20 protein-coding genes and 1 pseudogene are annotated in these 19541 nt (G+C 69.8%); 12 read left to right on the forward strand and 9 right to left on the reverse strand.

What is annotated here, in order from left to right:
• The first annotated feature begins 3 nt into the window (after positions 1-3).
• The 4 genes from JDV09_RS07420 (at position 4) to JDV09_RS07435 (ending at position 3100) form a co-directional block, all read left to right on the forward strand.
• Positions 4-651 carry a TetR/AcrR family transcriptional regulator gene (locus JDV09_RS07420; protein WP_221368454.1) on the forward strand — a complete coding sequence of 216 codons (648 nt, stop codon included), beginning with the start codon at positions 4-6 and terminating at the stop codon, positions 649-651.
• A gap of 85 nt (positions 652-736) precedes the next feature.
• Positions 737-1582, forward strand: a complete 846-nt coding sequence (gene ttfA / locus JDV09_RS07425) for a trehalose monomycolate transport factor TtfA (RefSeq protein ID WP_221368455.1) — start codon at positions 737-739, stop codon at positions 1580-1582.
• A 14-nt stretch (positions 1583-1596) separates the two neighbouring features.
• On the forward strand, positions 1597-2373 hold the full coding sequence (locus tag JDV09_RS07430; protein ID WP_221368456.1) for an SDR family NAD(P)-dependent oxidoreductase: 777 nt from the start codon (positions 1597-1599) through the stop codon (positions 2371-2373).
• A gap of 82 nt (positions 2374-2455) precedes the next feature.
• Positions 2456-3100 (forward strand): TrmH family RNA methyltransferase, encoded by a 645-nt coding sequence (locus tag JDV09_RS07435; RefSeq protein ID WP_221368457.1) that lies wholly within the window; start codon positions 2456-2458, stop codon positions 3098-3100.
• Here the strand turns inward: JDV09_RS07435 and JDV09_RS07440 are convergent.
• Together JDV09_RS07440 and JDV09_RS07445 are read right to left on the reverse strand one after the other, a co-directional pair.
• A pseudogene (locus JDV09_RS07440) lies at positions 2990-4594 on the reverse strand (MFS transporter); the annotation flags it as partial. The gene JDV09_RS07435 and the pseudogene JDV09_RS07440 sit on opposite strands and share 111 nt — an antisense overlap.
• On the reverse strand, positions 4591-5127 hold the full coding sequence (locus JDV09_RS07445; protein ID WP_221368458.1) for a TetR/AcrR family transcriptional regulator: 537 nt from the start codon (positions 5125-5127) through the stop codon (positions 4591-4593). The pseudogene JDV09_RS07440 and the gene JDV09_RS07445, both read right to left, overlap by 4 nt.
• Before the next feature lie 73 nt (positions 5128-5200).
• On the opposite strand from JDV09_RS07445, the gene JDV09_RS07450 reads away from it, so the two are divergent.
• Together JDV09_RS07450 and nhaA are read left to right on the forward strand one after the other, a co-directional pair.
• Positions 5201-6415 (forward strand): glycoside hydrolase family 76 protein, encoded by a 1215-nt coding sequence (locus tag JDV09_RS07450; RefSeq protein WP_221368459.1) that lies wholly within the window; start codon positions 5201-5203, stop codon positions 6413-6415.
• The gene (nhaA, locus tag JDV09_RS07455) at positions 6408-8261 is read left to right on the forward strand and encodes a Na+/H+ antiporter NhaA (RefSeq protein WP_221368460.1); all 1854 of its coding nucleotides are present in this window, start codon (positions 6408-6410) and stop codon (positions 8259-8261) included. The genes JDV09_RS07450 and nhaA overlap by 8 nt, the downstream gene beginning before the upstream one ends.
• On the opposite strand, the gene JDV09_RS07460 is transcribed toward nhaA, so the two are convergent.
• Positions 8258-8929 carry a DedA family protein gene (locus tag JDV09_RS07460; RefSeq protein WP_221368514.1) on the reverse strand — a complete coding sequence of 224 codons (672 nt, stop codon included), beginning with the start codon at positions 8927-8929 and terminating at the stop codon, positions 8258-8260. The genes nhaA and JDV09_RS07460 overlap by 4 nt on opposite strands.
• A gap of 219 nt (positions 8930-9148) precedes the next feature.
• On the opposite strand from JDV09_RS07460, the gene fbaA reads away from it, so the two are divergent.
• The gene (gene fbaA / locus JDV09_RS07465; protein WP_221368461.1) at positions 9149-10183 is read left to right on the forward strand and encodes a class II fructose-bisphosphate aldolase; all 1035 of its coding nucleotides are present in this window, start codon (positions 9149-9151) and stop codon (positions 10181-10183) included.
• Positions 10184-10293: 110 nt separating this feature from the next.
• Here the strand turns inward: fbaA and JDV09_RS07470 are convergent, their stop codons facing one another.
• Positions 10294-11145, reverse strand: a complete 852-nt coding sequence (locus JDV09_RS07470) for an Rv0361 family membrane protein (RefSeq protein WP_221368462.1) — start codon at positions 11143-11145, stop codon at positions 10294-10296.
• Positions 11146-11247: 102 nt separating this feature from the next.
• Between JDV09_RS07470 and JDV09_RS07475 the strand changes: the two genes are divergently transcribed.
• Positions 11248-11664 carry a DUF3151 domain-containing protein gene (locus tag JDV09_RS07475; protein WP_221368463.1) on the forward strand — a complete coding sequence of 139 codons (417 nt, stop codon included), beginning with the start codon at positions 11248-11250 and terminating at the stop codon, positions 11662-11664.
• Between the two features lies 1 nt (position 11665).
• Here the strand turns inward: JDV09_RS07475 and JDV09_RS07480 are convergent, their stop codons facing one another.
• A complete protein-coding gene (locus JDV09_RS07480; protein WP_221368464.1) occupies positions 11666-12562 on the reverse strand; it encodes a cation diffusion facilitator family transporter in 897 nt (298 codons plus the stop codon).
• Positions 12563-12636: 74 nt separating this feature from the next.
• Between JDV09_RS07480 and JDV09_RS07485 the strand changes: the two genes are divergently transcribed.
• The gene (locus tag JDV09_RS07485; protein WP_221368465.1) at positions 12637-13896 is read left to right on the forward strand and encodes a polysaccharide pyruvyl transferase family protein; all 1260 of its coding nucleotides are present in this window, start codon (positions 12637-12639) and stop codon (positions 13894-13896) included.
• On the opposite strand, the gene JDV09_RS07490 is transcribed toward JDV09_RS07485, so the two are convergent.
• A complete protein-coding gene (locus JDV09_RS07490) occupies positions 13788-14567 on the reverse strand; it encodes a site-2 protease family protein (RefSeq protein WP_221368466.1) in 780 nt (259 codons plus the stop codon). The genes JDV09_RS07485 and JDV09_RS07490 overlap by 109 nt on opposite strands.
• A 9-nt stretch (positions 14568-14576) precedes the next feature.
• On the reverse strand, positions 14577-15182 hold the full coding sequence (locus JDV09_RS07495) for a peptidase M50 (protein WP_221368467.1): 606 nt from the start codon (positions 15180-15182) through the stop codon (positions 14577-14579).
• 114 nt (positions 15183-15296) lie between these two features.
• Between JDV09_RS07495 and JDV09_RS07500 the strand changes: the two genes are divergently transcribed.
• The 3 genes from JDV09_RS07500 (at position 15297) to JDV09_RS07510 (ending at position 18124) form a co-directional block, all read left to right on the forward strand.
• Positions 15297-16595 (forward strand): adenylosuccinate synthase, encoded by a 1299-nt coding sequence (locus JDV09_RS07500; RefSeq protein ID WP_221368468.1) that lies wholly within the window; start codon positions 15297-15299, stop codon positions 16593-16595.
• The gene (locus tag JDV09_RS07505; protein WP_221368469.1) at positions 16592-17236 is read left to right on the forward strand and encodes a PaaI family thioesterase; all 645 of its coding nucleotides are present in this window, start codon (positions 16592-16594) and stop codon (positions 17234-17236) included. Before JDV09_RS07500 ends, JDV09_RS07505 begins: the two co-directional genes overlap by 4 nt.
• A 174-nt stretch (positions 17237-17410) precedes the next feature.
• Positions 17411-18124 (forward strand): hypothetical protein, encoded by a 714-nt coding sequence (locus tag JDV09_RS07510; RefSeq protein ID WP_221368470.1) that lies wholly within the window; start codon positions 17411-17413, stop codon positions 18122-18124.
• Here the strand turns inward: JDV09_RS07510 and JDV09_RS07515 are convergent.
• Together JDV09_RS07515 and JDV09_RS07520 are read right to left on the reverse strand one after the other, a co-directional pair.
• Positions 18096-18314, reverse strand: coding sequence for a ferredoxin (locus tag JDV09_RS07515; protein WP_221368471.1), 219 nt, complete (start codon positions 18312-18314; stop codon positions 18096-18098). The genes JDV09_RS07510 and JDV09_RS07515 overlap by 29 nt on opposite strands.
• Complete coding sequence (locus tag JDV09_RS07520) at positions 18311-19540, reverse strand: cytochrome P450 (RefSeq protein ID WP_221368472.1); 1230 nt, start codon at positions 19538-19540, stop codon at positions 18311-18313. Before JDV09_RS07520 ends, JDV09_RS07515 begins: the two co-directional genes overlap by 4 nt.
• Position 19541: the final 1 nt, after the last annotated feature.

Below are 19541 nucleotides of genomic sequence, written 5' to 3' on the forward strand. Positions count from 1 at the left end.
CACATGTCAACTATTCCGGATCGCGACGCTCCCCGGCGCCGGGGACGTCCGGCGGGCGGCGGGAACAGTCCCATCCAGGCGCGACAGGCATTGGTCGACGCCGCCGGACGGCTCTTCGCCGAACGCGGTCTGGACGTGACGATGGCCGAGGTGGCCCGAAGCGCGGGCGTCACCCGAACCGTGCTGTACCGGCATTTCAGCGGGCGCGACGAGCTCGTCGTGGCGGTGGCGGCCGAGGTCATGGACCGATATGTCGGTCAGGTGGTGCAGGAGTTGATACCCACGGACGACGTCTGCGGCCTGATCACCGAGTCGCTGGTCTTCGTGACGACCGTCGTCAGCCGTGACCCGCTGCTCACGTTGTTGTCCTCCGGCGCCGAGCACGGGGTGGCGAGCATGCTCGCGAACTCGGATGCCCTGAGGGTGAAGGTCAGCGGGCTCTACGAGCAGCTGTTCGAGCTGTTCCGCGACCGCCTCCGCCCCGGGCTGGACCCCGTAGACGTCGGAAGATACGTCCTCAGCGTGGCCCTTTCGCTGCTGATGGACGTTGTCCCGGGGGCCGATGATCCCGACACCGTGCGCCGCTTCGTGCGTACCTTCGTCCTGCCCGGCATCGTCGCGGCTCCACCCACACCCGGGCGCGTCTTCTGATCGGAGTGCGCAGTCGGTGCTGTGACGCGGTCGTGACCTGCTGAAGTTCGGGGTTCGGCCGACTGAGCAGATAGGCTAGGCCGCAATGGTCCCGCTTTGGTTCACGCTGTCCGCACTCTGCTTCGTGGGTGCGGGCGTGCTGCTGTACATCGATCTCGACCGACGCCGCGGTCTGGGCCGTCGCCGCAAGTCCTGGGCCAAGTCGCACGGGTTCGACTACGAGACCGAATCCACCGACATCCTCAAGCGCTGGAAGCGTGGCGTGATGTCCACGGTGGGCGACGTGACGGCCCGCAACGTGGTGCTCGGCCAGATCCGCGGCGAGGCGGTCTTCATCTTCGACCTCGAGGACGTCGCGACCGTCATCGCGCTGCACCGCAAGGTCGGTACCAACGTCGTGGTCGACATGCGGCTGAAGGGCATCAAGGAGCCCAGGGAGAGCGACATCTGGCTGCTCGGGGCCATCGGACCGCGGATGGTGTATTCGACCAACCTCGACGCCGCCCGGCGCGCCTGCGACCGCCGGATGGTCACCTTCGCCCACACCGCGCCGGACTGCGCCGAGATCATGTGGAACGAACAGAACTGGACGCTGGTCAGCATGCCCGTCAGCTGCACCCGCGCGCAGTGGGACGAGGGCCTGCGCACGGTGCGTCAGTTCAACGATCTGTTGCGGGTGCTGCCGCCGATGCCCACGGCGGTGTCCGGGCAGCCGATCGCGCGCCGCAGCGGATCGCCGAGCCGTCCGCTGACGCCCGCACCCGCCGGCACGGCCGAGCTGGGCCCCGCGATGGGCGATCAGCCGGGGCGACCGGGTGCCCTGCGGCCGGAACCCGGCAGGCCCGAAGCCGCGCCGCCGCGGCCGGAGCCGATGCACCCCGGCCAGCCGCCCGCGCGTAGCGGTCGGCAGTCACCCAACTATCAGCGATAAGTATCCTCTGGGGCATGTCCCGCCCCGTCGCCCTCATCACCGGACCGACGTCCGGGCTCGGTGAGGGGTTCGCGCGCCGCTACGCCGTCGACGGCTACGACCTGGTGCTGGTCGCTCGCGACGAGGAGCGCCTGGCCCGGCTGGCGGCCGAACTGCACGACGAAGCCGGCGCCCACGTCGAGGTGCTCCCGGCGGACCTGGCGGTGGCCGACGACCGGGAGGCCGTCGCGGAGCGGGTGCGGGCCGGGGTGGACGTGCTGGTCAACAATGCCGGGTTCGGCACGTCCGGGGAGTTCTGGACGACTGATTTCGTCCAGCTGCAGGCGCAGCTGGACGTCAACGTCACCGCGGTCATGCAGCTGACCCACGCCGCGCTGCCCGCGATGCTGGCCGCCGGCCGCGGCACCGTGCTCAACGTGGCCAGCGTGGCCGGCCTGGTGCCCGGACGCGGATCGACGTACTCGGCGTCCAAGGCGTGGGTGGTGTCGTTCTCCGAGGGGCTGGCCAACGGGCTGAGGGGTACCGGCGTCGGCGTGCACGCGCTGTGCCCGGGTTTCGTCCGCACCGAGTTCCACGAGCGCGCCGGCATCGACATGGCCGGCACCGCGTCGTTCCTGTGGCTCGAGGTCGACGACGTGGTACGCGAGACGATGGCTGACGTTGCCAAGGGCAGGGTCGTGATCGTCCCGGGCCTGCAGTACAAGGTGCTGACCACCGGCGGACGCATGGTGCCGCGGAACATGCTGCGCGCGTTGACAAGAGTCGTGGGCAGGGGCCGTGACCGCACCTGAGTTCCGGTGCGGGTAGCCGCGCAGCCGGCCGCGATCGCGCTCGCCGCCGTCACGGGCGAGATCAATGCACTCTGGACCGTGGATGACTGAGCTTCCCGGGCCGACCGAGTGGGGCGAGGGCGTCGGGGTGGGCCCCTGGCAGGGGCCGTGGCCCGACGACCCGCGCCACGACCATGAGCTGCTGCGTGCCGGGGACACCCGCAATGTCGTTGACGCTTACCGGTATTGGACCCGCGAGGCGATCATCACCGACATCGACGGGCGCCGGCACCCGCTGCACATCGCGATCGAGAACTTCGGCAACGACGCCAACATCGGTGCGGTGGTGCGCACCGCGAACGCATTCGCGGTACACACCGTGCACATCGTCGGCCGCCGGCGATGGAATCGGCGGGGCGCCATGGTGACCGACCGCTACCAGCGGCTGTGCCACCACGACAACACCGACGAACTGCTCGACTTCGCCGCGGCGGCCGGGTTGGCCGTCGTCGCGGTCGACAACGTCCCCGGGGCGTCACGCATCGAGGACGTCACGCTCCCGCGGGACTGTCTGCTGGTCTTCGGACAGGAGGGACCGGGGATCACCGCCGAGGCGAAAACCGGTGCCCAGGCGACGGTGTCGATCGCACAGTTCGGCTCCACGCGCAGCCTCAACGCCGCCGTCGCCGCGGGGATCGCCATGCACGCCTGGATCCGCCAGCACGCCGACCTCGGCCGCGCCTGGTGACGGGCGGCGGCCCAGCAGCAGCCAGACGGCCACCGCCGAGGTCAGCAGCAGGACCGCGCCGACGCCGGATGCGATGGCCAGACCGCCGGTGAACGCGTCGCGGGCGGCGGCGATCAACTCGGCCGACTGGTTCGCCGGCAGTTGCCCGGCCGCGTGGATCGCGTTGGGCAGCGAGTCGCGCGCCTGCGCGGCCACCCCGGCGGGGACGCCCGGGGCGACGGCCACGGTCCGGTACACCGCGGTGACGATCGAGCCGAGCGTGGCGATGCCCAGCGCCATACCGAGTTCGTAGGCGGTCTCGGAGACCGCGGCCGCCGAGCCGGCCCGCTCCTTGGGCACCGAGGCCAGGATCACGTCGCTGGACGCGGTGAACGCCAGACCGAGGCCGACCCCGACGACGAACAGGGCCAGGCCCAGCGGGGGATAGGGCGTGACCGGGCCGAGGAACGTCAACGCCGCCATCAGCGCGGCCATCGCGACGCCGACGAGCGCCAGCCCGGCGGTCAGCACCGCCCGGTGCGAGAAGTGGCGCACCGCCAGGCCGGCGACGACGCCGAACACGGTGGCGGTCACCGCGGCAGGCAACTCGGCCAGCCCGGCCTGCAGCGGCCCATAGCCGTGGACCAGCTGGAAGTACTGCGACAGGAAGAACACCAGACCCGACAACCCGAGCACGGACAGCAGGTCGGCGACGACCACGCCGGTGAACACCGGGTTGGCGAACAGCCGGACGTCGATCAGCGGTGCGCGCAGCCGAAGCTGGCGCCTGACGAACACCGCCAGCGCGCCGGCGCCGAGGAGCGCCGCGACGACCGCATCGGTCGGCACGCCGTGCGCCGCACCGGTGAAACCCTCCTTGATGGCGTAGACCACGCCCACCATGCCGACCATGGACAGGCCGACGCTGGGCAGGTCCCACGGCCCCGGCTGCGGGTTGCGGTGCTCGGGCAGCAACACGATGCCGCCGACGATCAGCACCACCATGACCGGGATGTTGATCAGGAACACCGAGCCCCACCAGAAGTGCTCGAGCAGCAGGCCGCCGACCACGGGGCCCAGCGCCGCGCCCGCGGAGAAGGCCGCGGCCCAGATCCCGACCGCGATGCTGCGTTCGCGCTGGTCGGCGAACAGCCCGCGGATCAGCGCCAGGGTGGCCGGGGTCAGCGTCGCACCCGCGACGCCCAGCAGGGCGCGCATCACGATCAGCATCTGCGCCGAGTCCGCGTACGCGGACGCCGCCGAGATGATCGCGAATGCCGTTGCGCCCCAGAGCAGCAGCCTCTTCTGTCCGATCCGGTCGCCGAGGCTGCCCATGGTGATCAGCAGCGCGGCCAGCACGAACGAGTAGATGTCACCGATCCAGAGCAGCTGGGTGCCGGTGGCCGACAGGTCGGCACTGATGAACGGGGTCGCCAGCGCCAGAACGGTGCCGTCCACCCCGATGATCAGGATGGCCGTGGTCAGGACGCCGAGAGCAAGCCAGCGCCGGGTCATGAGGTCTTCACTCCATTGATTAGTAGTTCGATGATGAGTCGGTCGAAATCACGGGCGGCCACGCGGCCCACCTGGATGGCCCAGGCGGTCCCGCAGACCACGCTGTAGAACATCTCGGTCAGCCAGGCGGCGGGTAGCTCCGGACGGAACTCGCCGTCGCGCTGCCCGCGGGCGAACAGGGTGCTGATCTGGCCGTCGACGTCGTCCCATGCCTCGACCGTGGCGTCGGGGTCGAGATCCTGGCTCTGGCTGTAGAGCAGCGCCAGATAGGGCGACACCGGCCGGCAGGCCGACACCAGTCGCTGCAGCGCGTCGGTGGCCGGTCCCTCGTCCAGTCGTACGGCTGCCAGCACCTCGCGCATCTCGGTGATGGCCAGGTCCTCGAGCGCCGTCATCAGGGCCGCCCGGCCGGCGAAGTGCCGGTGCAGGGTGGCTCGGCTGACGCCGACGGCGCCGGCGATCTCGTCCTGGGTCGCGTTCGGGCGGCGGCCGAGGTAGTCGGCCGCCGCACGCAGCAACTGCTCACGAGACATGAGACGACTATAGCTCATATGAAACACAAATGTCTCATACCCATGGAGCTGTCGGTAAGGCAGGATCAACACCATGGATCAGATGTGGGCCAACCGCGCGGCCAGTGCCGAGGCCGCCATCACCAAACGGCATCTTCGCAGGTTGTGGGGTATGCCGGGGACCCAACTCGGGGTGGTGGCGTGGCCCGCCGCGAGACGCTACCGCCGGTTCGCCACCTGGCACTACTGGTGGCAGGCCCACCTGCTGGACAATCTGGTCGACGCGCAGCTACGCGATCCCACACCGGAGCGTCTCGGCTCGATCGCCCGGCAGATCCGCGGCCACCACTGGCGCAACCTCGGATCCTGGACCAACAGCTACTACGACGACATGGCCTGGCTGGCGCTGGCCCTGGAGCGGGCCGGCCGACTGGCCGGGGTGAGCAGACCCAAGGCGCTGAAGAAGCTCTCCGAGCAGTTCATCACCGCGTGGGTGCCCGAGGACGGCGGCGGGATCCCGTGGCGCAAGCAGGACCAGTTTTTCAACGCGCCCGCCAACGGGCCCGCAGGCATCTTCCTGGCCCGTTACGACGACCGGCTGAGAAGGGCCCAGCAGATGGCCGAATGGATCGACGAAACCCTGATCGACCCGGAGACCCACCTCGTCTTCGACGGCATCAAGGCCGGCTCGCTGGTGCGTGCGCAGTACACCTACTGCCAGGGTGTGGTGCTCGGGCTGGAGACCGAATTGGCCGCACGTATCGACGACACCGGCCACGAGCACGCCGAGCGGGTGCACCGACTGGTCGGGGCGGTCGCCGAGCACATGGCGCCCGACGGGGTCATCCGTGGCGCGGGCGGCGGGGACGGCGGGCTGTTCCACGGCATCCTGGCGCGCTACCTGGCGCTCGTCGTCACGACGTTGCCCAGGCGGGTGGCCGCCGACGAGACGGCGCGGGAAACCGCGCGGGAACTGGTGCTGGCGTCGGCTCGGGCCGCGTGGGACAACCGGCAGACGGCCGAGGGTCTGCCGCTGTTCGGTGCGTTCTGGGAACGTGACGCCGAGTTGCCGACCACGACGGCCAAGCACGCCGAGGTGGTCGACGGTGCGGTGAGCTCATCGGCGATCCCGGAGCGCGACCTGTCGGTCCAGCTGGCGGGATGGATGCTGATGGAAGCCGCGCACACCGTCGCGGGCGACGAATCGGGTGCCGTCGCGGGCGACGAATCGGGTGCCGTCGCGGGCGACGAATCGGGTGCCGTCGCGGGCGACGAATCGGATTCCCCCGAGACCGGCGCCGGTGGCTGAGCAGCTTGCCCCACGGGGGTTCCCGCTGCTCCCGTCGCGGCTGATCCGGGGCAGCAAGGCCACCAAGACATCGGACAACACCGCGGCCGCCCTACTGCTGGCCTGTACCGTCTTCGCCATTCTGTGGGCGAATTCGCCTTGGGCGCAGAGCTATTCGCAGCTGCTGGAAACCCACATGGCGATCGGCTTCGGTGACGCGCACTTCGAGATGTCCGTCAAGCACGTCGTCAACGACGCGCTGATGACGTTCTTCTTCTTCATCGTCGGGCTGGAGGTGACCCGCGAATTCACCATCGGCGAGTTGACCGACCGGTCACGCGCCGCGGTGCCGGTGGTCGCGGCTGCGGCCGGTCTGGTGCTGCCGGCCGTGGTGTTTCTGCTGTTCAACTCCACCGGGGAGAACGCGCAAGCCTGGGGCGTGGTGATCTCCACCGACACGGCTTTCCTGGTCGGCGCGCTGGCCATCATCAAACCCAAGTTCCCGGCGCGGGTGCGGCTGTTCCTGCTGACCCTGGCGGTGGTCGACGACGTCGGCGCGCTCGGCGCGATCGCGTTGTTCTACTCCGACAGCATCCAGGTGATCCCGCTGGTGGTCGCTATCGTGTTGATCGTTGCGCTCGCGCTGGTGCGTTTCGTCCGGGTGGCCCGCGGGCCGGCCTACGCCGTACTGGGGGTGGCGCTGTGGATCGCTCTGTACCTGGCGGGTGTCCACCCGACACTGGCCGGTGTCGCGGTGGCGCTGTCGATCCCGGTGTTCACGCCGGAACGCCGGCCGGTGGAACGCGCCGTCGAGCAGATCAGGGCGTTCCGTCAGTCGCCGAACTCCCAGTACGCCCGGGAGGCCAGCCGGTCGCTGCGGGCATCGATCTCGATCAACGAACGGCTGCAGACGGCGGTCGGCCCGATCGTGTCGTTCGGCATCCTGCCGCTGTTCGCCCTCGTCAACGCCGGTGTCCGGCTGGACGCCGAGAGCCTGGCCACGGCGCTGCGCTCGCCGCTGACCTGGGGCATCGTGGCGGGCCTGGTGGTGGGGAAGTTCGTCGGCATCACCGCCGCCACCTGGTTGATGGCGCGCTCCGGGATGGGCGTACTTGCGCCCGGGCTGACGTTGCGCCGCATCGCCGGTGGTGCGGCACTGTCGGGAATCGGGTTCACGATCTCGCTGTTCATCGTCGACATCGCGATCTCCGAGCCCGGCAGGCAGGACCAGGCGCGGATCGGCGTGCTGTCCGCGTCGATCATCGCCTTCGCGCTGGGCTGGGCGATCTTCCGTATCACCGACTGGCTCAGCCCGCCCGAGCCGGTCGGGTTGACGCTGCTTCGTCCGGTGGATCCCGACCGTGACCACATCCGCGGGCGCAACGATGCGCCACTGACCCTGGTCGAGTACGGCGACTTCGAGTGCCCGTTCTGTAGCCGCGCCACCGGCGCGATCGACGAGGTGCGCGACCACTTCGGCGACGACCTGCGCGATGTGTGGCGGCACTTCCCGCTGGAGCGGGCCCATCCGCGGGCGTTCGACGCGGCACGGGCCAGTGAGGCGGCCGCCCTGCAGGGCAGGTTCTGGGAGATGGCGCACGAGTTGTTCGAGCACCAGGACGACCTGGAGTGGTCGGACATGTACCGCTACGCGGTGAGGGCCGGATGCGACATCGAGCAGTTCGACCAGGATGTGCGGGTGCACTCGTCGAAGGTGCTGCACCGGGTGACCGACGACGCCGAGGACGCCGAGGCGATGGATCTCAACGCAACACCGACGCTGTTCGTCAACGGCAAGCGGCACAAGGGTCCGTGGGACGCCGCGAGCCTGATCCGGGCGCTCGAGCGGTCCCGGCCCGGCGGCTAGGTGGTCGGCTCCGCCTCCGTCGCGCCACCGGCCTGCCTGGCGACTTTGCGCCGTTTGTACCACTCGATGAGCATCGGCAGCACCGAGAGCACGACGATCACGATGACGATCGGCTCGAGCAGCTTCTGGATGATCTCGAATCGGCCCAGCCAGTAGCCGAGCAGGGTCAGGCCGATGCCCCAGATCGCCGCGCCGACGGCGTTGTAGAGCGTGAAGACCGCGTAGTTCATCTTGGCCGCGCCCGCGGTGATCGGTGCCAGCGTGCGCACGATCGGGACGAACCGGGCGATCACGATCGCGAACGGTCCACGCTGCTCGAAGAACAGATGCGCCTCGTCGAGATAGCGCTGCTTGAGGAAGCGGGCATTGGGCTTGAACATGGCGGTGCCGATGTTGCGACCGATCCAGTAACCGACCTGGCCGCCGAGGATCGCGGCAATCGGGATGAACACCAACAGCTGCCACAACTGGAAATTGGCCTGCACGCTGCCGTCCTGGGCGGCTGCTGCGGTGCCTGCGGCGAGCATCCCCGCCACGAACAGCAGCGAATCGCCCGGCAGCACCGGGAACAGCACGCCGGACTCGACGAAGACGACCACGAGCAACCCGACCAGGGCCCAGGTGCCGAAGTAGCCGAGCAGGGCGATCGGGTCCAGGAAATCGGGCATCAGCGCGAGATTGTCGACGACCACGGCTCCGAGGGTACCGGGGCGGGCGGGCGGCTCCCGCATGCGCGGGAGCGGGTCTACTGTCGGATAGGTCCTCCACATCGCGGCCCCGGCAGCGATTGACGGGGGCCGGGCCCGGTACCGGATGGTGCTAACCGTGTGCGGTCGGGCCGTTCTTGAGATACTGCGTGCAAAGCCGGCCAGTCGAGAGGAAGACAGATGCCCATCGCCACGCCCGAGGTCTATGCCGAGATGCTGGGCCGCGCCAAGGAGCACTCGTTCGCGTTCCCGGCCATCAACTGCGTCGGATCGGAGAGCCTGAACGCCGCCATCAAGGGATTCGCCGACGCCGGCTCCGACGGCATCATCCAATTCTCCACGGGCGGTGCGGAGTTCGCGTCCGGCCTGGGGGTCAAGGACATGGTGACCGGCGCGGTGGGGCTCGCCGAGTTCGCGCACGTGATCGCCGAGAAGTACCCGATCACCGTCGCGCTGCACACCGACCACTGCCCCAAGGACAAGCTGGACACCTACGTGCGTCCGCTGCTGGCGATCTCCGCCGAGCGGGTGGCCAAGGGACGGAACCCGCTGTTCCAGTCGCACATGTGGGACGGATCGGCGGTGCCGATCAACGAGAACCTGTCGATCGCGCAGGAGCTGCTCAAGCAGGCCGCGGCCGCCAAGATCATCCTGGAGATCGAGATCGGCGTCGTGGGCGGCGAAGAGGACGGTGTCGAGGCCGAGATCAACGACAAGCTCTACACCACGCCCGAGGACTTCGAGAAGACCATCGAGGCGCTCGGCGCGGGCGAGCACGGCAAGTACCTGCTGGCCGCCACGTTCGGCAATGTGCACGGCGTGTACAAGCCGGGCAACGTGGTGCTCAAGCCCGAGGTGCTGGCCGAGGGCCAGAAGGTGGCCTCCGCCAAGCTCGGGCTGGCGGAGGGCTCCAAGCCGTTCGATTTCGTCTTCCACGGCGGTTCGGGGTCGCTGAAGTCCGAGATCGAGGACTCGCTCAAGTACGGCGTGGTCAAGATGAACGTCGACACCGACACCCAGTACGCGTTCACCCGACCGCTGGCCGGTCACATGTTCAGCAACTACGACGGCGTGCTGAAGATCGACGGCGAGGTGGGTAACAAGAAGGTCTACGACCCGCGCAGCTACCTCAAGAAGGCAGAGGCGTCGATGAGTGAGCGGGTCGTCGAGGCCTGCCAGGACCTGCACAGCGCGGGTCGCTCCGTGTCGGCCTGAGCCGAACGCCGAGTCTTACCGCGTCGAAACCCACGTTGTGCAGCGAAAGTGCGAGTGATCGCCTGCACAACGTGGGTTTCGCCGTGAAGAGCTGCTGTTAAGGCCCGGAGTCAGCCCGTCGGCGCCTGACAGATCTTCCAGTGGTCGTCGCGGAACTGCAGGTCGAAGCTTCGCGTCGAGCGGGTCTGCGGTGCGAACGCCATGAACGTCGTGACGTTGGCCTCGGCGTGGTCGCCGTTGATCACCACCTGGTCGATGCTGGCGACCACCGGATACTGCTTGGCCGCCGCGACCCGGGCGTGCGTGTCCGCCCAGGCCTTGTCGTCGTAGCGGACGTAGCTGTCCCTGGTCGCCCCGCAGGTGATGCTGCGCAGCGTGGCCAGATCGCCGTTCTGCACTGCGACGTCGAAGTCCTCGATGGTGGACCGCACCATGTCCTCCTGCGACATCGCGGGGGCCGAGTTACGGGTCAGCAGCAGGGTGCCCAGGACCGCGATGGCCGCCAGCGCGGCGACGATGATCACGACCGCCACCACCCAACCCCAGCTGCGCCGCTTGCCCGGCGGCTTGGGGACCTCGCCGCGCGGCGGGATCAGCTGCGGGCCGGCGGGCTTGTGGGCGGCGAACACCTCGGTCGGGCTGGCCGACGGGTCGGTCACCGCGAACGACTCGGTGGCGGGGTCCGGGGTCCGGCGGATGATCTGCGTGGAGCCGGCGTCGAACCCGGACGGCGCGGTGAACCGGCGCTCACCGGGCTCCGCGACCGGGTCCACGGCGTTCGGATCGGCCGGCACCATGATCTCGGTGGTCGGTTCGTGCTCGGGATCCGGCCTGGGCAGCACCTCGGTGACTTCGGTGCCGTCGCCGCCGTGTCCGGAACCGTCCTGGGGTTCCTGAGCGTGGCCGACGGCCACCTCCTCGGCGGTCTCGTCCGGGCGATCGGGCCCTTCGGGGTTCGACATCCCTGCTGTAGTCCTCCCTGGTGCCTACCGCACCGACGGTACCGCCGAAGCTTAGCCATCCGCCGTGCCTGCCGCCCGCGCCCGCACGGCACAATGGGGTCCATGACTCGGATGGGTGACCTGCTCGGACCAGAACCAGTGCTACTGCCCGGCGATCCGGCCGCCGAGGCCGAACTGGACGCAGCGGAGAACCCGGCCATCGTGGCCGCCGCGCACCCGTCGGCATCGGTCGCCTGGGCCACGCTCGCCGAGGACGCCCTCGACGACGACAAGGCGGTCACCGCCTACGCCTACGCCCGCACCGGTTATCACCGGGGCCTCGACCAGCTGCGCCGCAACGGCTGGAAGGGGTTCGGGCCGGTGCCGTTCGCGCACGAACCCAACCAGGGCTTCCTGCGCTGCGTCGCGGCGCTGGCCCGCGCCGCCGATTCCATCGGCGAACGCGATGAGTACCAGCGCTGCCTGGATCTGCTCGACGACTGCGATCCGGCAGCGCGCGCCGAACTCGGGCTCGGCTGACTCACCAGTTGCTGTTCTCGCACTCGCAGGCGGCGGCGGCGTCGGGCGGTTCCACCTGGACGGTCGAGTGATCCAGGCCGCGGGCGCTGAGTACGGCGCGCGCGTCGTCGAGGACCAGCGCCGCTTCGCGCCTGCTGGTCAGGTGCGCGGTGACCATGTCCTTTCCCGGCACCAGCGTCCACACGTGCAGGTCGTGCACCTCGGTCACCCCCTCGACCGCGCTGAGCGCGGTGCGCAGTTCCTCGACGTCGATGTGGCTGGGGGAGGATTCGGACAGGATCCGCAGCGCGGCGCGGGCCAGCGCGATCGCCCTGGGCAGCACCCACAGTGCGACCAGCACCCCGACGACGACGTCGGCGTAGGGCCAGCCGGTGGTGACCGTGACGACCCCGGCGATCAGCACCCCGACGCTGCCGACCGTGTCGGCCACCACCTCCATGTAGGCACCCTTGACCGCCAGGCTCTTCTCGGAGTGTGACCGCAGCAGCAGCACCACCACGGCGTTGGCGAGCAGGCCCGCCAGCGCGACGACGATCATCGGCACGCCGGGAACCTCCGGGGCGTCTCCGATCCGCTCGACGGCCTCGTAGAGGATGAAGCCGGCGACTCCGAGCAGCAGAGCCGCGTTGGCGACGGCGGTAAACACCTCGGCGCGGTGCCAGCCGTAGGTCCGCGACGGCGATGCGCCGCCGTGTTTGGCCAGCAGCACCGCGGTGAGACCCATGAACATGGCCACCAGGTCGGTGAGCATGTGCCCGGCGTCGGCCAGCAGCGCGATCGAGTTGATCGCCAGCGCGGTGGTCAGCTCGACGACGAAGAAGACGGTCAGGACTCCCGCCGCGATGACCATCCGGGAGGCGCGGGCATCGCCGTGGCTGTGGTCGTGTCCGGCTCCCATGAACAGAAATATATGCGGAATTTCGCATATATGGCAAGGGGGCGGCCCCGTCCGGCCTTGGCTACCATCTCCGGATGGCCACGTCCTGGGAATCGCCTGTGTATTACCTGGTGGCCACGGCCGGCTTTCCGAACTTCGGCGACGAGCTGATCCTGGACGGGTGGCTCAGCCATCTGGCGCAGGTCGCCCCGCACGCCACGGTCTGGGTCGACACCCATTCACCCGGCCCGGCGCAGATGCTGTTCGGTGACGCCCATCCGAGGGTCAGGTTCACCGACACGCTGTGGCGGCTGTGCTGGGAGGCGCCCAGCGACGACGCCTGGGAGGTGGCCTCCTGGGTGCAGCATGCCGTGGCCAACCCCGGGATGGCGCCCCGCTGGCACCGCGGCATCATGGCCCTGCACCGGGTCGACGTGGTGCACGTGGTGGGCGGCGGCTACGTCAACGCGATCTGGCCGCGCCACATCGGGTTGCTGGCCGGGGCGGCCGCCGCGGCCCGGCACGCCGGTGCGCGGGCGGCGATGACGGGCCAGGGGCTGACCCCGGAGGTGCCCGGATCGGCGCCGCTGCTGCGCGCCCTGGCCGGCCGGTTCGCGGTGGTCGATGTCCGCGACGCCGAATCGGCGCAGCTGCTGGGCATCGACGCCGGCATCGACGATGCCTTCCTGGGCCTCGGGCGGCAGCGGGTGGTCCGGGCCAGCGAGGTCTGGCCCGACGAACGGCCGCCGGAGGTGATGGTGTGCCTGCAGTCCGACATGAGCGACATCGGCAACTCGGCCGTCGCCGGAGCGGTGCTGTCGATGCTGGACCGGTGGCGGGTCAGCGGCAACGACGTCTGCGTGGTGGAGGGGATTCCCCGGGTCGATCGCGAGGTCTACGCGCTCATCGAGCACGAGCTGCCGGGTGCCCGGTTCTATCCGTTCGTCGACGTGTGGGACCGGGGACTGCCCGTCTCGGCCGATCAGACGTGGATCTCGACCCGGTTCCATCCCCACATGGTCGCCGCGGCGGGCGGTGCCTGCGGCGTCGCGCTGGCGGTCAGCCCGGATTACTACGCCACCAAACACCGCTCGCTGATCGATCTCGGGTCGGGCTGGACGCTGGTCGACGATCCGGCCACGGTGCCCGCGCGTCCGGTGGGACGCGGTTTCGCACCGGACGTCGTCGAACGGCTGCGGCACCAGAAGCTGGCGGCGGCCCGCGCGGTCTACCAGCCGCGTGCGGACTACAGCAAGGCCGACCAGAAGCGGGTCAGCCGGCCGCCGTCGATGGACAGCGCCGGGGGAACCCCGGACAGGTCGAAGAGCCAGTACACCGCCCCGAAGAACCACTGATTGAGCTGCGGCGAGAACAGCAGCAGCACCAGGATGAACAGGCCCCACTGCTTGGCGGGCGCGACCGCGCGCCGGGTCTGCGGGCTCAGGTGGGGCTCCAGCGCGCCGTAGCCGTCCAGGCCCGGGATCGGCAGGATGTTCAGCAGCAGCGCAGTGACCTGCAGAAACCCCAGGAAGGCCACGCCCGCCCAGAACACCGAGTGGGCCGGGCCGTACAACAGGCGGGTCAGCGTCAGCAGCACCACCGCGAACGCCAGGTTGACCGCGGGCCCGGCCAGGCTGACCAGCGTCTGCCGGCGGCGGCTCATGAAACCGGTCCGCACGTACACCGCCCCGCCCGGCAGCCCGAAACCGCCCAGTGCGATGAACAGCACCGGCAGGGCCAGCGACAGCAACGGGTGGGAGTACTTCAGCGGGTTGAGTGTGAGGTAGCCGCGCACCGCGACGTCCCGATCCCCGAACCGCCAGGCGGTGTAGGCGTGCCCGAACTCGTGCAGGCACAGCGACACCAGCCAGCCGAACACCACGAACACGAACACCCCGACGTAGGCCAGCGGGCGCGCCTGGGCCGCCGACAGCCATGCCAGCACCCCACCGATCGCGGTGACCGCGACGAGGGCCAGGAAGATGGGGCTGGGCCGCACCGACTGGTGCAGCGGGTGAACGCTCACCTCCTCACGCTACGTGCCGGTCACCCGCTTCCAGCCCTCGGTGTGGCGGTAGAACGTCGAGCGCCGCACCGGCCGGGGCCCCGGCGTGCCGTCGCGGATCACCAGCGCCCCCGTGGTGCCCAACTGGACGGCGCGTCCGGCCACCCAGCGACGGCGGCGCCGCCGGGGCGACAGCACGGCGGCGCGTAACCCCGGCATGGCCGGCAGCGGCTCGACGCGCACGCCGGTGACCTCGCCGTCGAACAGCGACTCGTCGTCGACGACCGCCTCCCCGCGCAGCGTGCGCGTGCCGTCGGGGGGCAGCCAGTGCGCCGCACCGGTGATCACCGTGCCGGTTTCGTCGCGGATCAGCGGCACCCGGGTGGCGGCGCGGGTGCGCGCGCGCCTGGCGCGCCACGGCCGGCGCAGGTGGGCCACCTCGACGTCGAGCCGCCCGATCCGCAGCAGCCGGGTCAGCACCGTCGCGAGGTCGGCGGCCGACCCGATCACGACGACCCGGCCCACCGCGGTGGTCTCGTCGAGGGAGTCGGGGCCGTCGAGGACGACGAGGTCACGCAGCGCCCGCGGCAGCCGGCGGCTGCCGAACGACACAACCGCGACACGCGACGGGTCCAATCTGCTCCTTGCAAACGGCCGGTGATCAGGTCCGATGGCGATCGGATAAGGTAGCTCACCGGCTGCTCACATCATCGAGGGCAGAATGCTCGGGAGTTAGCGGGAGAATACGCCATGCCGGCAATCGTGCTCATCGGCGCCCAGTGGGGTGACGAGGGCAAAGGAAAGGCCACCGATCTGCTCGGTGGACGCGTCCAATGGGTGGTGCGCTACCAGGGCGGGAACAACGCGGGGCACACCGTGGTCCTGCCGACGGGGGAGAACTTCGCACTGCACCTGATCCCGTCGGGGATCCTCACCCCCGGCGTGACGAACGTGATCGGCAACGGCGTGGTCGTCGACCCCGGGGTGCTGCTGACCGAGCTGAGCGGCCTCGAAGACCGCGGGGTCGACACCGGCCGCCTGCTCATCTCGGCCGACGCCCACCTGCTGATGCCCTACCACGTGGCCATCGACAAGGTGGTCGAGCGCTATGCGGGAAGCAAGAAGATCGGCACCACCGGCCGGGGCATCGGGCCGTGCTATCAGGACAAGATCGCACGCATCGGGATCCGCGTCGCCGACGTGCTCGACCCCACACTGCTCGCCGAGAAGATCGAGGGCGCACTGGAGTTCAAGAACCAGGTGCTGGTCAAGATCTACAACCGCAAGGCGCTGGACCCGGCCGAGGTGGTGGACAGCCTGCTCACCCAGGCCGAGGGCTTCAGACACCGCATCGCCGACACCCGGCTGCTGCTCAACGAGGCCCTGGAACGCGACGAGACGGTGCTGCTGGAGGGCTCGCAAGGCACCCTGCTCGACGTCGACCACGGCACCTATCCCTTTGTCACGTCGTCGAATCCGACCGCGGGCGGCGCCTCGGTGGGTTCGGGTATCGGCCCGACCCGGATCACCACCGTGCTGGGCATCCTGAAGGCCTACACCACGCGGGTCGGATCGGGACCCTTCCCCACCGAGCTGTTCGACGGGAACGGCGAGTATCTGGCCAAGACCGGCGGTGAGATCGGGGTGACCACCGGCCGCCGCCGCCGCTGCGGCTGGTTCGACGCCGTGATCGCCCGCTACGCCACCCGGGTCAACGGCATCACCGACTACTTCCTGACCAAACTCGACGTGCTGTCCAGCCTCGAGGCGGTGCCGATCTGCGTGGGCTACACGGTCGACGGCAAACGCACCGACGAGATGCCGATGACGCAGGCCGACATCGCCCGCGCCGAGCCCGTCTACGAGGAACTGCCCGGCTGGTGGGAGGACATCAGCTCGTGCCGTGCCTTCGACGATCTGCCGGCCAAGGCGCGCGACTACGTGCTGCGGCTCGAAGAGCTTGCCGGGGCCAGGGTCTCGTGCATCGGAGTGGGCCCGGGCCGGGACCAGACCATCGTCCGGCACGACGTTCTCGGTGGCTGCGGGTGAGTGTTCCTGCCGGCGACCCCCGCAGCGAAGACCCTGACTACGACAGGCACGGCGGATTCCCGAACTTCGAGCCGGCGCAGCCGGGCCCGGGTTTCGGCCGATTCCTGGCGTCCATGCGACGGGTGCAGGATCTCGCGGTCTCGGCCGATCCGGACGCCGACACCTGGGCGCGGGCTGCCGATCTCGCCGACGAACTCGTCGCCCTGCTCGGCCCGTTCGAAGCGCGGGAGGGGGTCGGGCCGGCCAACCGGGTACCGTCGCTGCCGGGCGCGGGCAGCCTGCTGATGCCGCCCTACCGGGTGCTGCGCTTCGAGCCCGCCGGTGTCGAACTCGAGGTGCAGTTCAGCCGGTTCTCGGTGGGCGGCAACTACGCCGTGCACGGCGGGGTCCTGCCGCTGCTGTTCGACTCGGTCTTCGGCATGGTGATCCACGCGGCGGGCCGCCCGATCAGCCGGACCGCGTTCCTGCATGTGGAATACCGCAAGGTGACGCCGATCGACACCCCGCTGACCGCCCGCGGCTGGGTGCGGGAAGCCGAGGGGCGCAAGGCATTCGTGAACGCCGAACTGCGCAACCCCGATGGCGAGTTGCTGGCCGAGTCCAACGGGCTGATGATCCGGTTGCTGGCCGGTCAGCCCTAGCCGACAACCGGGCACCGGTTTCCGGGAGCTCTCCCGATCTGCCGGCATCGGCCGTTCGAATTCTCCCGGACGGCAAGGCATCCTCGGGCACCCGGCAGCCGCCCGGGATGCGGCGACGACATCGCGGACAGCGAGCCGCCGGATATCGAGCGCCGCCCGTGCCACGATGGGAGGGTGAAACATTCGGCCGACAAGCCGCTGCACCGCCTGAGGACGCCACGGGCGGCCGCGTTCGCGGGGGTTCTGTTCGCACTCCTTTTCGGCGCCGCGCTGGTGCTGATGCGCATCTCGCTGCCGGAAGGCGCGGAGATGGGTTCGCAGTGGGTCGACGGCCCGGGCCGTCGGCTGAAGATCGCCGTGGTGCTGATGCCGTTCGCGGGGATCGCGTTCCTGTGGTTCATCGGCGTCGTGCGGGATGCGTTCGGCGCGTTGGAGGACAGGTTCTTCGCATCGGTGTTCCTCGGCAGCGGCCTGCTGTTCCTGGCGATGATCTTCGCGTCGACGTCGGTCGGTGCCGGGCTGATCGCCAGCAGGGAATACATCGGCGACACCGACACCCGCACCGAGGTGGTGGCCTTCGGTCAGCAACTACTGATCACCCTGAGCAACACCTACGCGCTGCGGATGGCGGCGGTGTTCATGATCTCGCTGGCGACCATCTGGCTCAAGACCGGCCTGATGCCCCGCTGGATGGTGTACTCGACCTACCTTGTGGCGGTGAGCGTCCTGGTGGCCAGCGACGTCAACATGTGGATGACCATGACCTTCCCGGTCTGGGTGTCGCTGGTCAGCCTGCTGATGCTGGAACGCTCCGGGGTGATCGACCTACCCGGCGACTTCACCGATGGGCACGAGGACGTCAGTCCGCCGCCAGACGCAACGCGCTAGCCGGGCACAGCCTGACCGCCTCGCGCGCGCGGTCGGCCTGCTCGCCGGAGACCTGCTCGGCCAGCACCACCACGATGCCGTCGTCGTCCTGATCGAAGACGTCGCCGGCCACCATCGCGCAGTTGCCCGCCTGGATACACAGCTCCCGATCGGCCGACACCCGCCAGGTGCCACCGGTTTCGGCGCTCATTCCCACGTCACCTCCAACGACTTCAGACCGTAGATGAAATGGAACGACCGGAACTGCACATCGTCGAAATCCTCGGCCGGGGCAAGGCCCGGGAACCGGCGCAGCAGCGCAGGGAAGGCGATCTGCATCTCCATCCGCGCCAGCGGCGCCCCCAGGCAGTGGTGCACGCCGTGACCGAACGCCAGGTGTCCCGGTGCCCCGCGACCGATGTCGAGGGTGTCGGGCGCCTCGACGAACCCGGGGTCGCGGTTGCCCGACGGCAGTGACGCGAACACCAGCTGCCCGGCCGGGATCGGCGTCCCGGCGATCTGCACCTCGGTGGTGGTGATGCGAGGAATGGCGGTGTGCACGATGGACAGCCAGCGCAGCAGCTCCTCGACGGCGGGGGCCACCGTCGCCGGGTCGTCGCGGACCGCGGCCAGCTGGTCGGGATGGTGCAGCAGCGCCAAAGTGCCCAGGGCCAGCATGTTCGACGTCGTCTCGTGGCCGGCGAGCAGCAGCAGGGCGGCGACGCCGATCAACTCGTCGTCGGTCGGCTCGTCGCCGTGGCCGTCGACCAGCCTGCCCAGGATGTCGTCGCCCGGACGTTTCCTGGCGCGCCCCACCAGCTCGGCCATGTAGGCCCGGCCCTCGCGTTGCAGCTCGAGCCGCTCGTCGATGGGGATGGACAGGTCGAGTTGGCGGGCGCTGCGGCGCTGGAAGTCGTCGCGGTCGGCATACGGCACCCCGAGCAGCTCGCAGATCACCAGCGAGGGGATCGGCAGGGCGACATGGGTGACCAGGTCGGCGGGCGGTCCGGCGGCGGCGAGCGCATCCAGCGCATCGTCGACGATCTCGACGATGCGCGGCTGCAGCCGGTGCATCCGCCGGATGGTGAACTCCGGGGTGAGCATGCGGCGCAGCCGGTGATGCTCGGGCGGATCGAGTCCGAGCAGGTTCCCGGCCCGGGCCCGGGCCATCTCCTCCTCGGAGACTTGCGGCGCGCCCGGAACGACGAAGCCGGGCGGCCGGGCGTTGGAGAACCGCTCGTGGTCGGAGAGCACGTTCTTGACGTCCTGGTACCGGGTGACCAGGTACACCTGCATGCCGAACGCGTTGGTGGCGGTGCGCACGCCGTCCGACTCGCGGATCGCGCTCAACTCGGGGGTCGGGTCGAACCCGCTGCGCCGCATGTGCAGCGGCGGCAGCGCGGGCGCGACGGTGAGTCCCGCGTCGGCCTGGGTCATC

Origin of the sequence: Mycolicibacterium xanthum (genome assembly GCF_019710635.1) — a bacterium.
GTDB classification, from domain to species: domain Bacteria; phylum Actinomycetota; class Actinomycetes; order Mycobacteriales; family Mycobacteriaceae; genus Mycobacterium; species Mycobacterium xanthum.

Bases quoted from the DNA above. Each gene is read 5' to 3' on its own strand.
- JDV09_RS07420 (WP_221368454.1), top strand. From the start codon at position 4: ATGTCAACTATTCCGGATCGCGACGCTCCCCGGCGCCGGGGACGTCCG.
- ttfA (WP_221368455.1), top strand. From the start codon at position 737: ATGGTCCCGCTTTGGTTCACGCTGTCCGCACTCTGCTTCGTGGGTGCG.
- JDV09_RS07430 (WP_221368456.1), top strand. From the start codon at position 1,597: ATGTCCCGCCCCGTCGCCCTCATCACCGGACCGACGTCCGGGCTCGGT.
- JDV09_RS07435 (WP_221368457.1), top strand. From the start codon at position 2,456: ATGACTGAGCTTCCCGGGCCGACCGAGTGGGGCGAGGGCGTCGGGGTG.
- JDV09_RS07445 (WP_221368458.1), bottom strand. From the start codon at position 5,127: ATGTCTCGTGAGCAGTTGCTGCGTGCGGCGGCCGACTACCTCGGCCGC.
- JDV09_RS07450 (WP_221368459.1), top strand. From the start codon at position 5,201: ATGGATCAGATGTGGGCCAACCGCGCGGCCAGTGCCGAGGCCGCCATC.
- JDV09_RS07460 (WP_221368514.1), bottom strand. From the start codon at position 8,929: ATGCCCGATTTCCTGGACCCGATCGCCCTGCTCGGCTACTTCGGCACC.
- fbaA (WP_221368461.1), top strand. From the start codon at position 9,149: ATGCCCATCGCCACGCCCGAGGTCTATGCCGAGATGCTGGGCCGCGCC.
- JDV09_RS07470 (WP_221368462.1), bottom strand. From the start codon at position 11,145: ATGTCGAACCCCGAAGGGCCCGATCGCCCGGACGAGACCGCCGAGGAG.
- JDV09_RS07475 (WP_221368463.1), top strand. From the start codon at position 11,248: ATGACTCGGATGGGTGACCTGCTCGGACCAGAACCAGTGCTACTGCCC.
- JDV09_RS07480 (WP_221368464.1), bottom strand. From the start codon at position 12,562: ATGGGAGCCGGACACGACCACAGCCACGGCGATGCCCGCGCCTCCCGG.
- JDV09_RS07485 (WP_221368465.1), top strand. From the start codon at position 12,637: ATGGCCACGTCCTGGGAATCGCCTGTGTATTACCTGGTGGCCACGGCC.
- JDV09_RS07500 (WP_221368468.1), top strand. From the start codon at position 15,297: ATGCCGGCAATCGTGCTCATCGGCGCCCAGTGGGGTGACGAGGGCAAA.
- JDV09_RS07515 (WP_221368471.1), bottom strand. From the start codon at position 18,314: ATGAGCGCCGAAACCGGTGGCACCTGGCGGGTGTCGGCCGATCGGGAG.
- JDV09_RS07520 (WP_221368472.1), bottom strand. From the start codon at position 19,540: ATGACCCAGGCCGACGCGGGACTCACCGTCGCGCCCGCGCTGCCGCCG.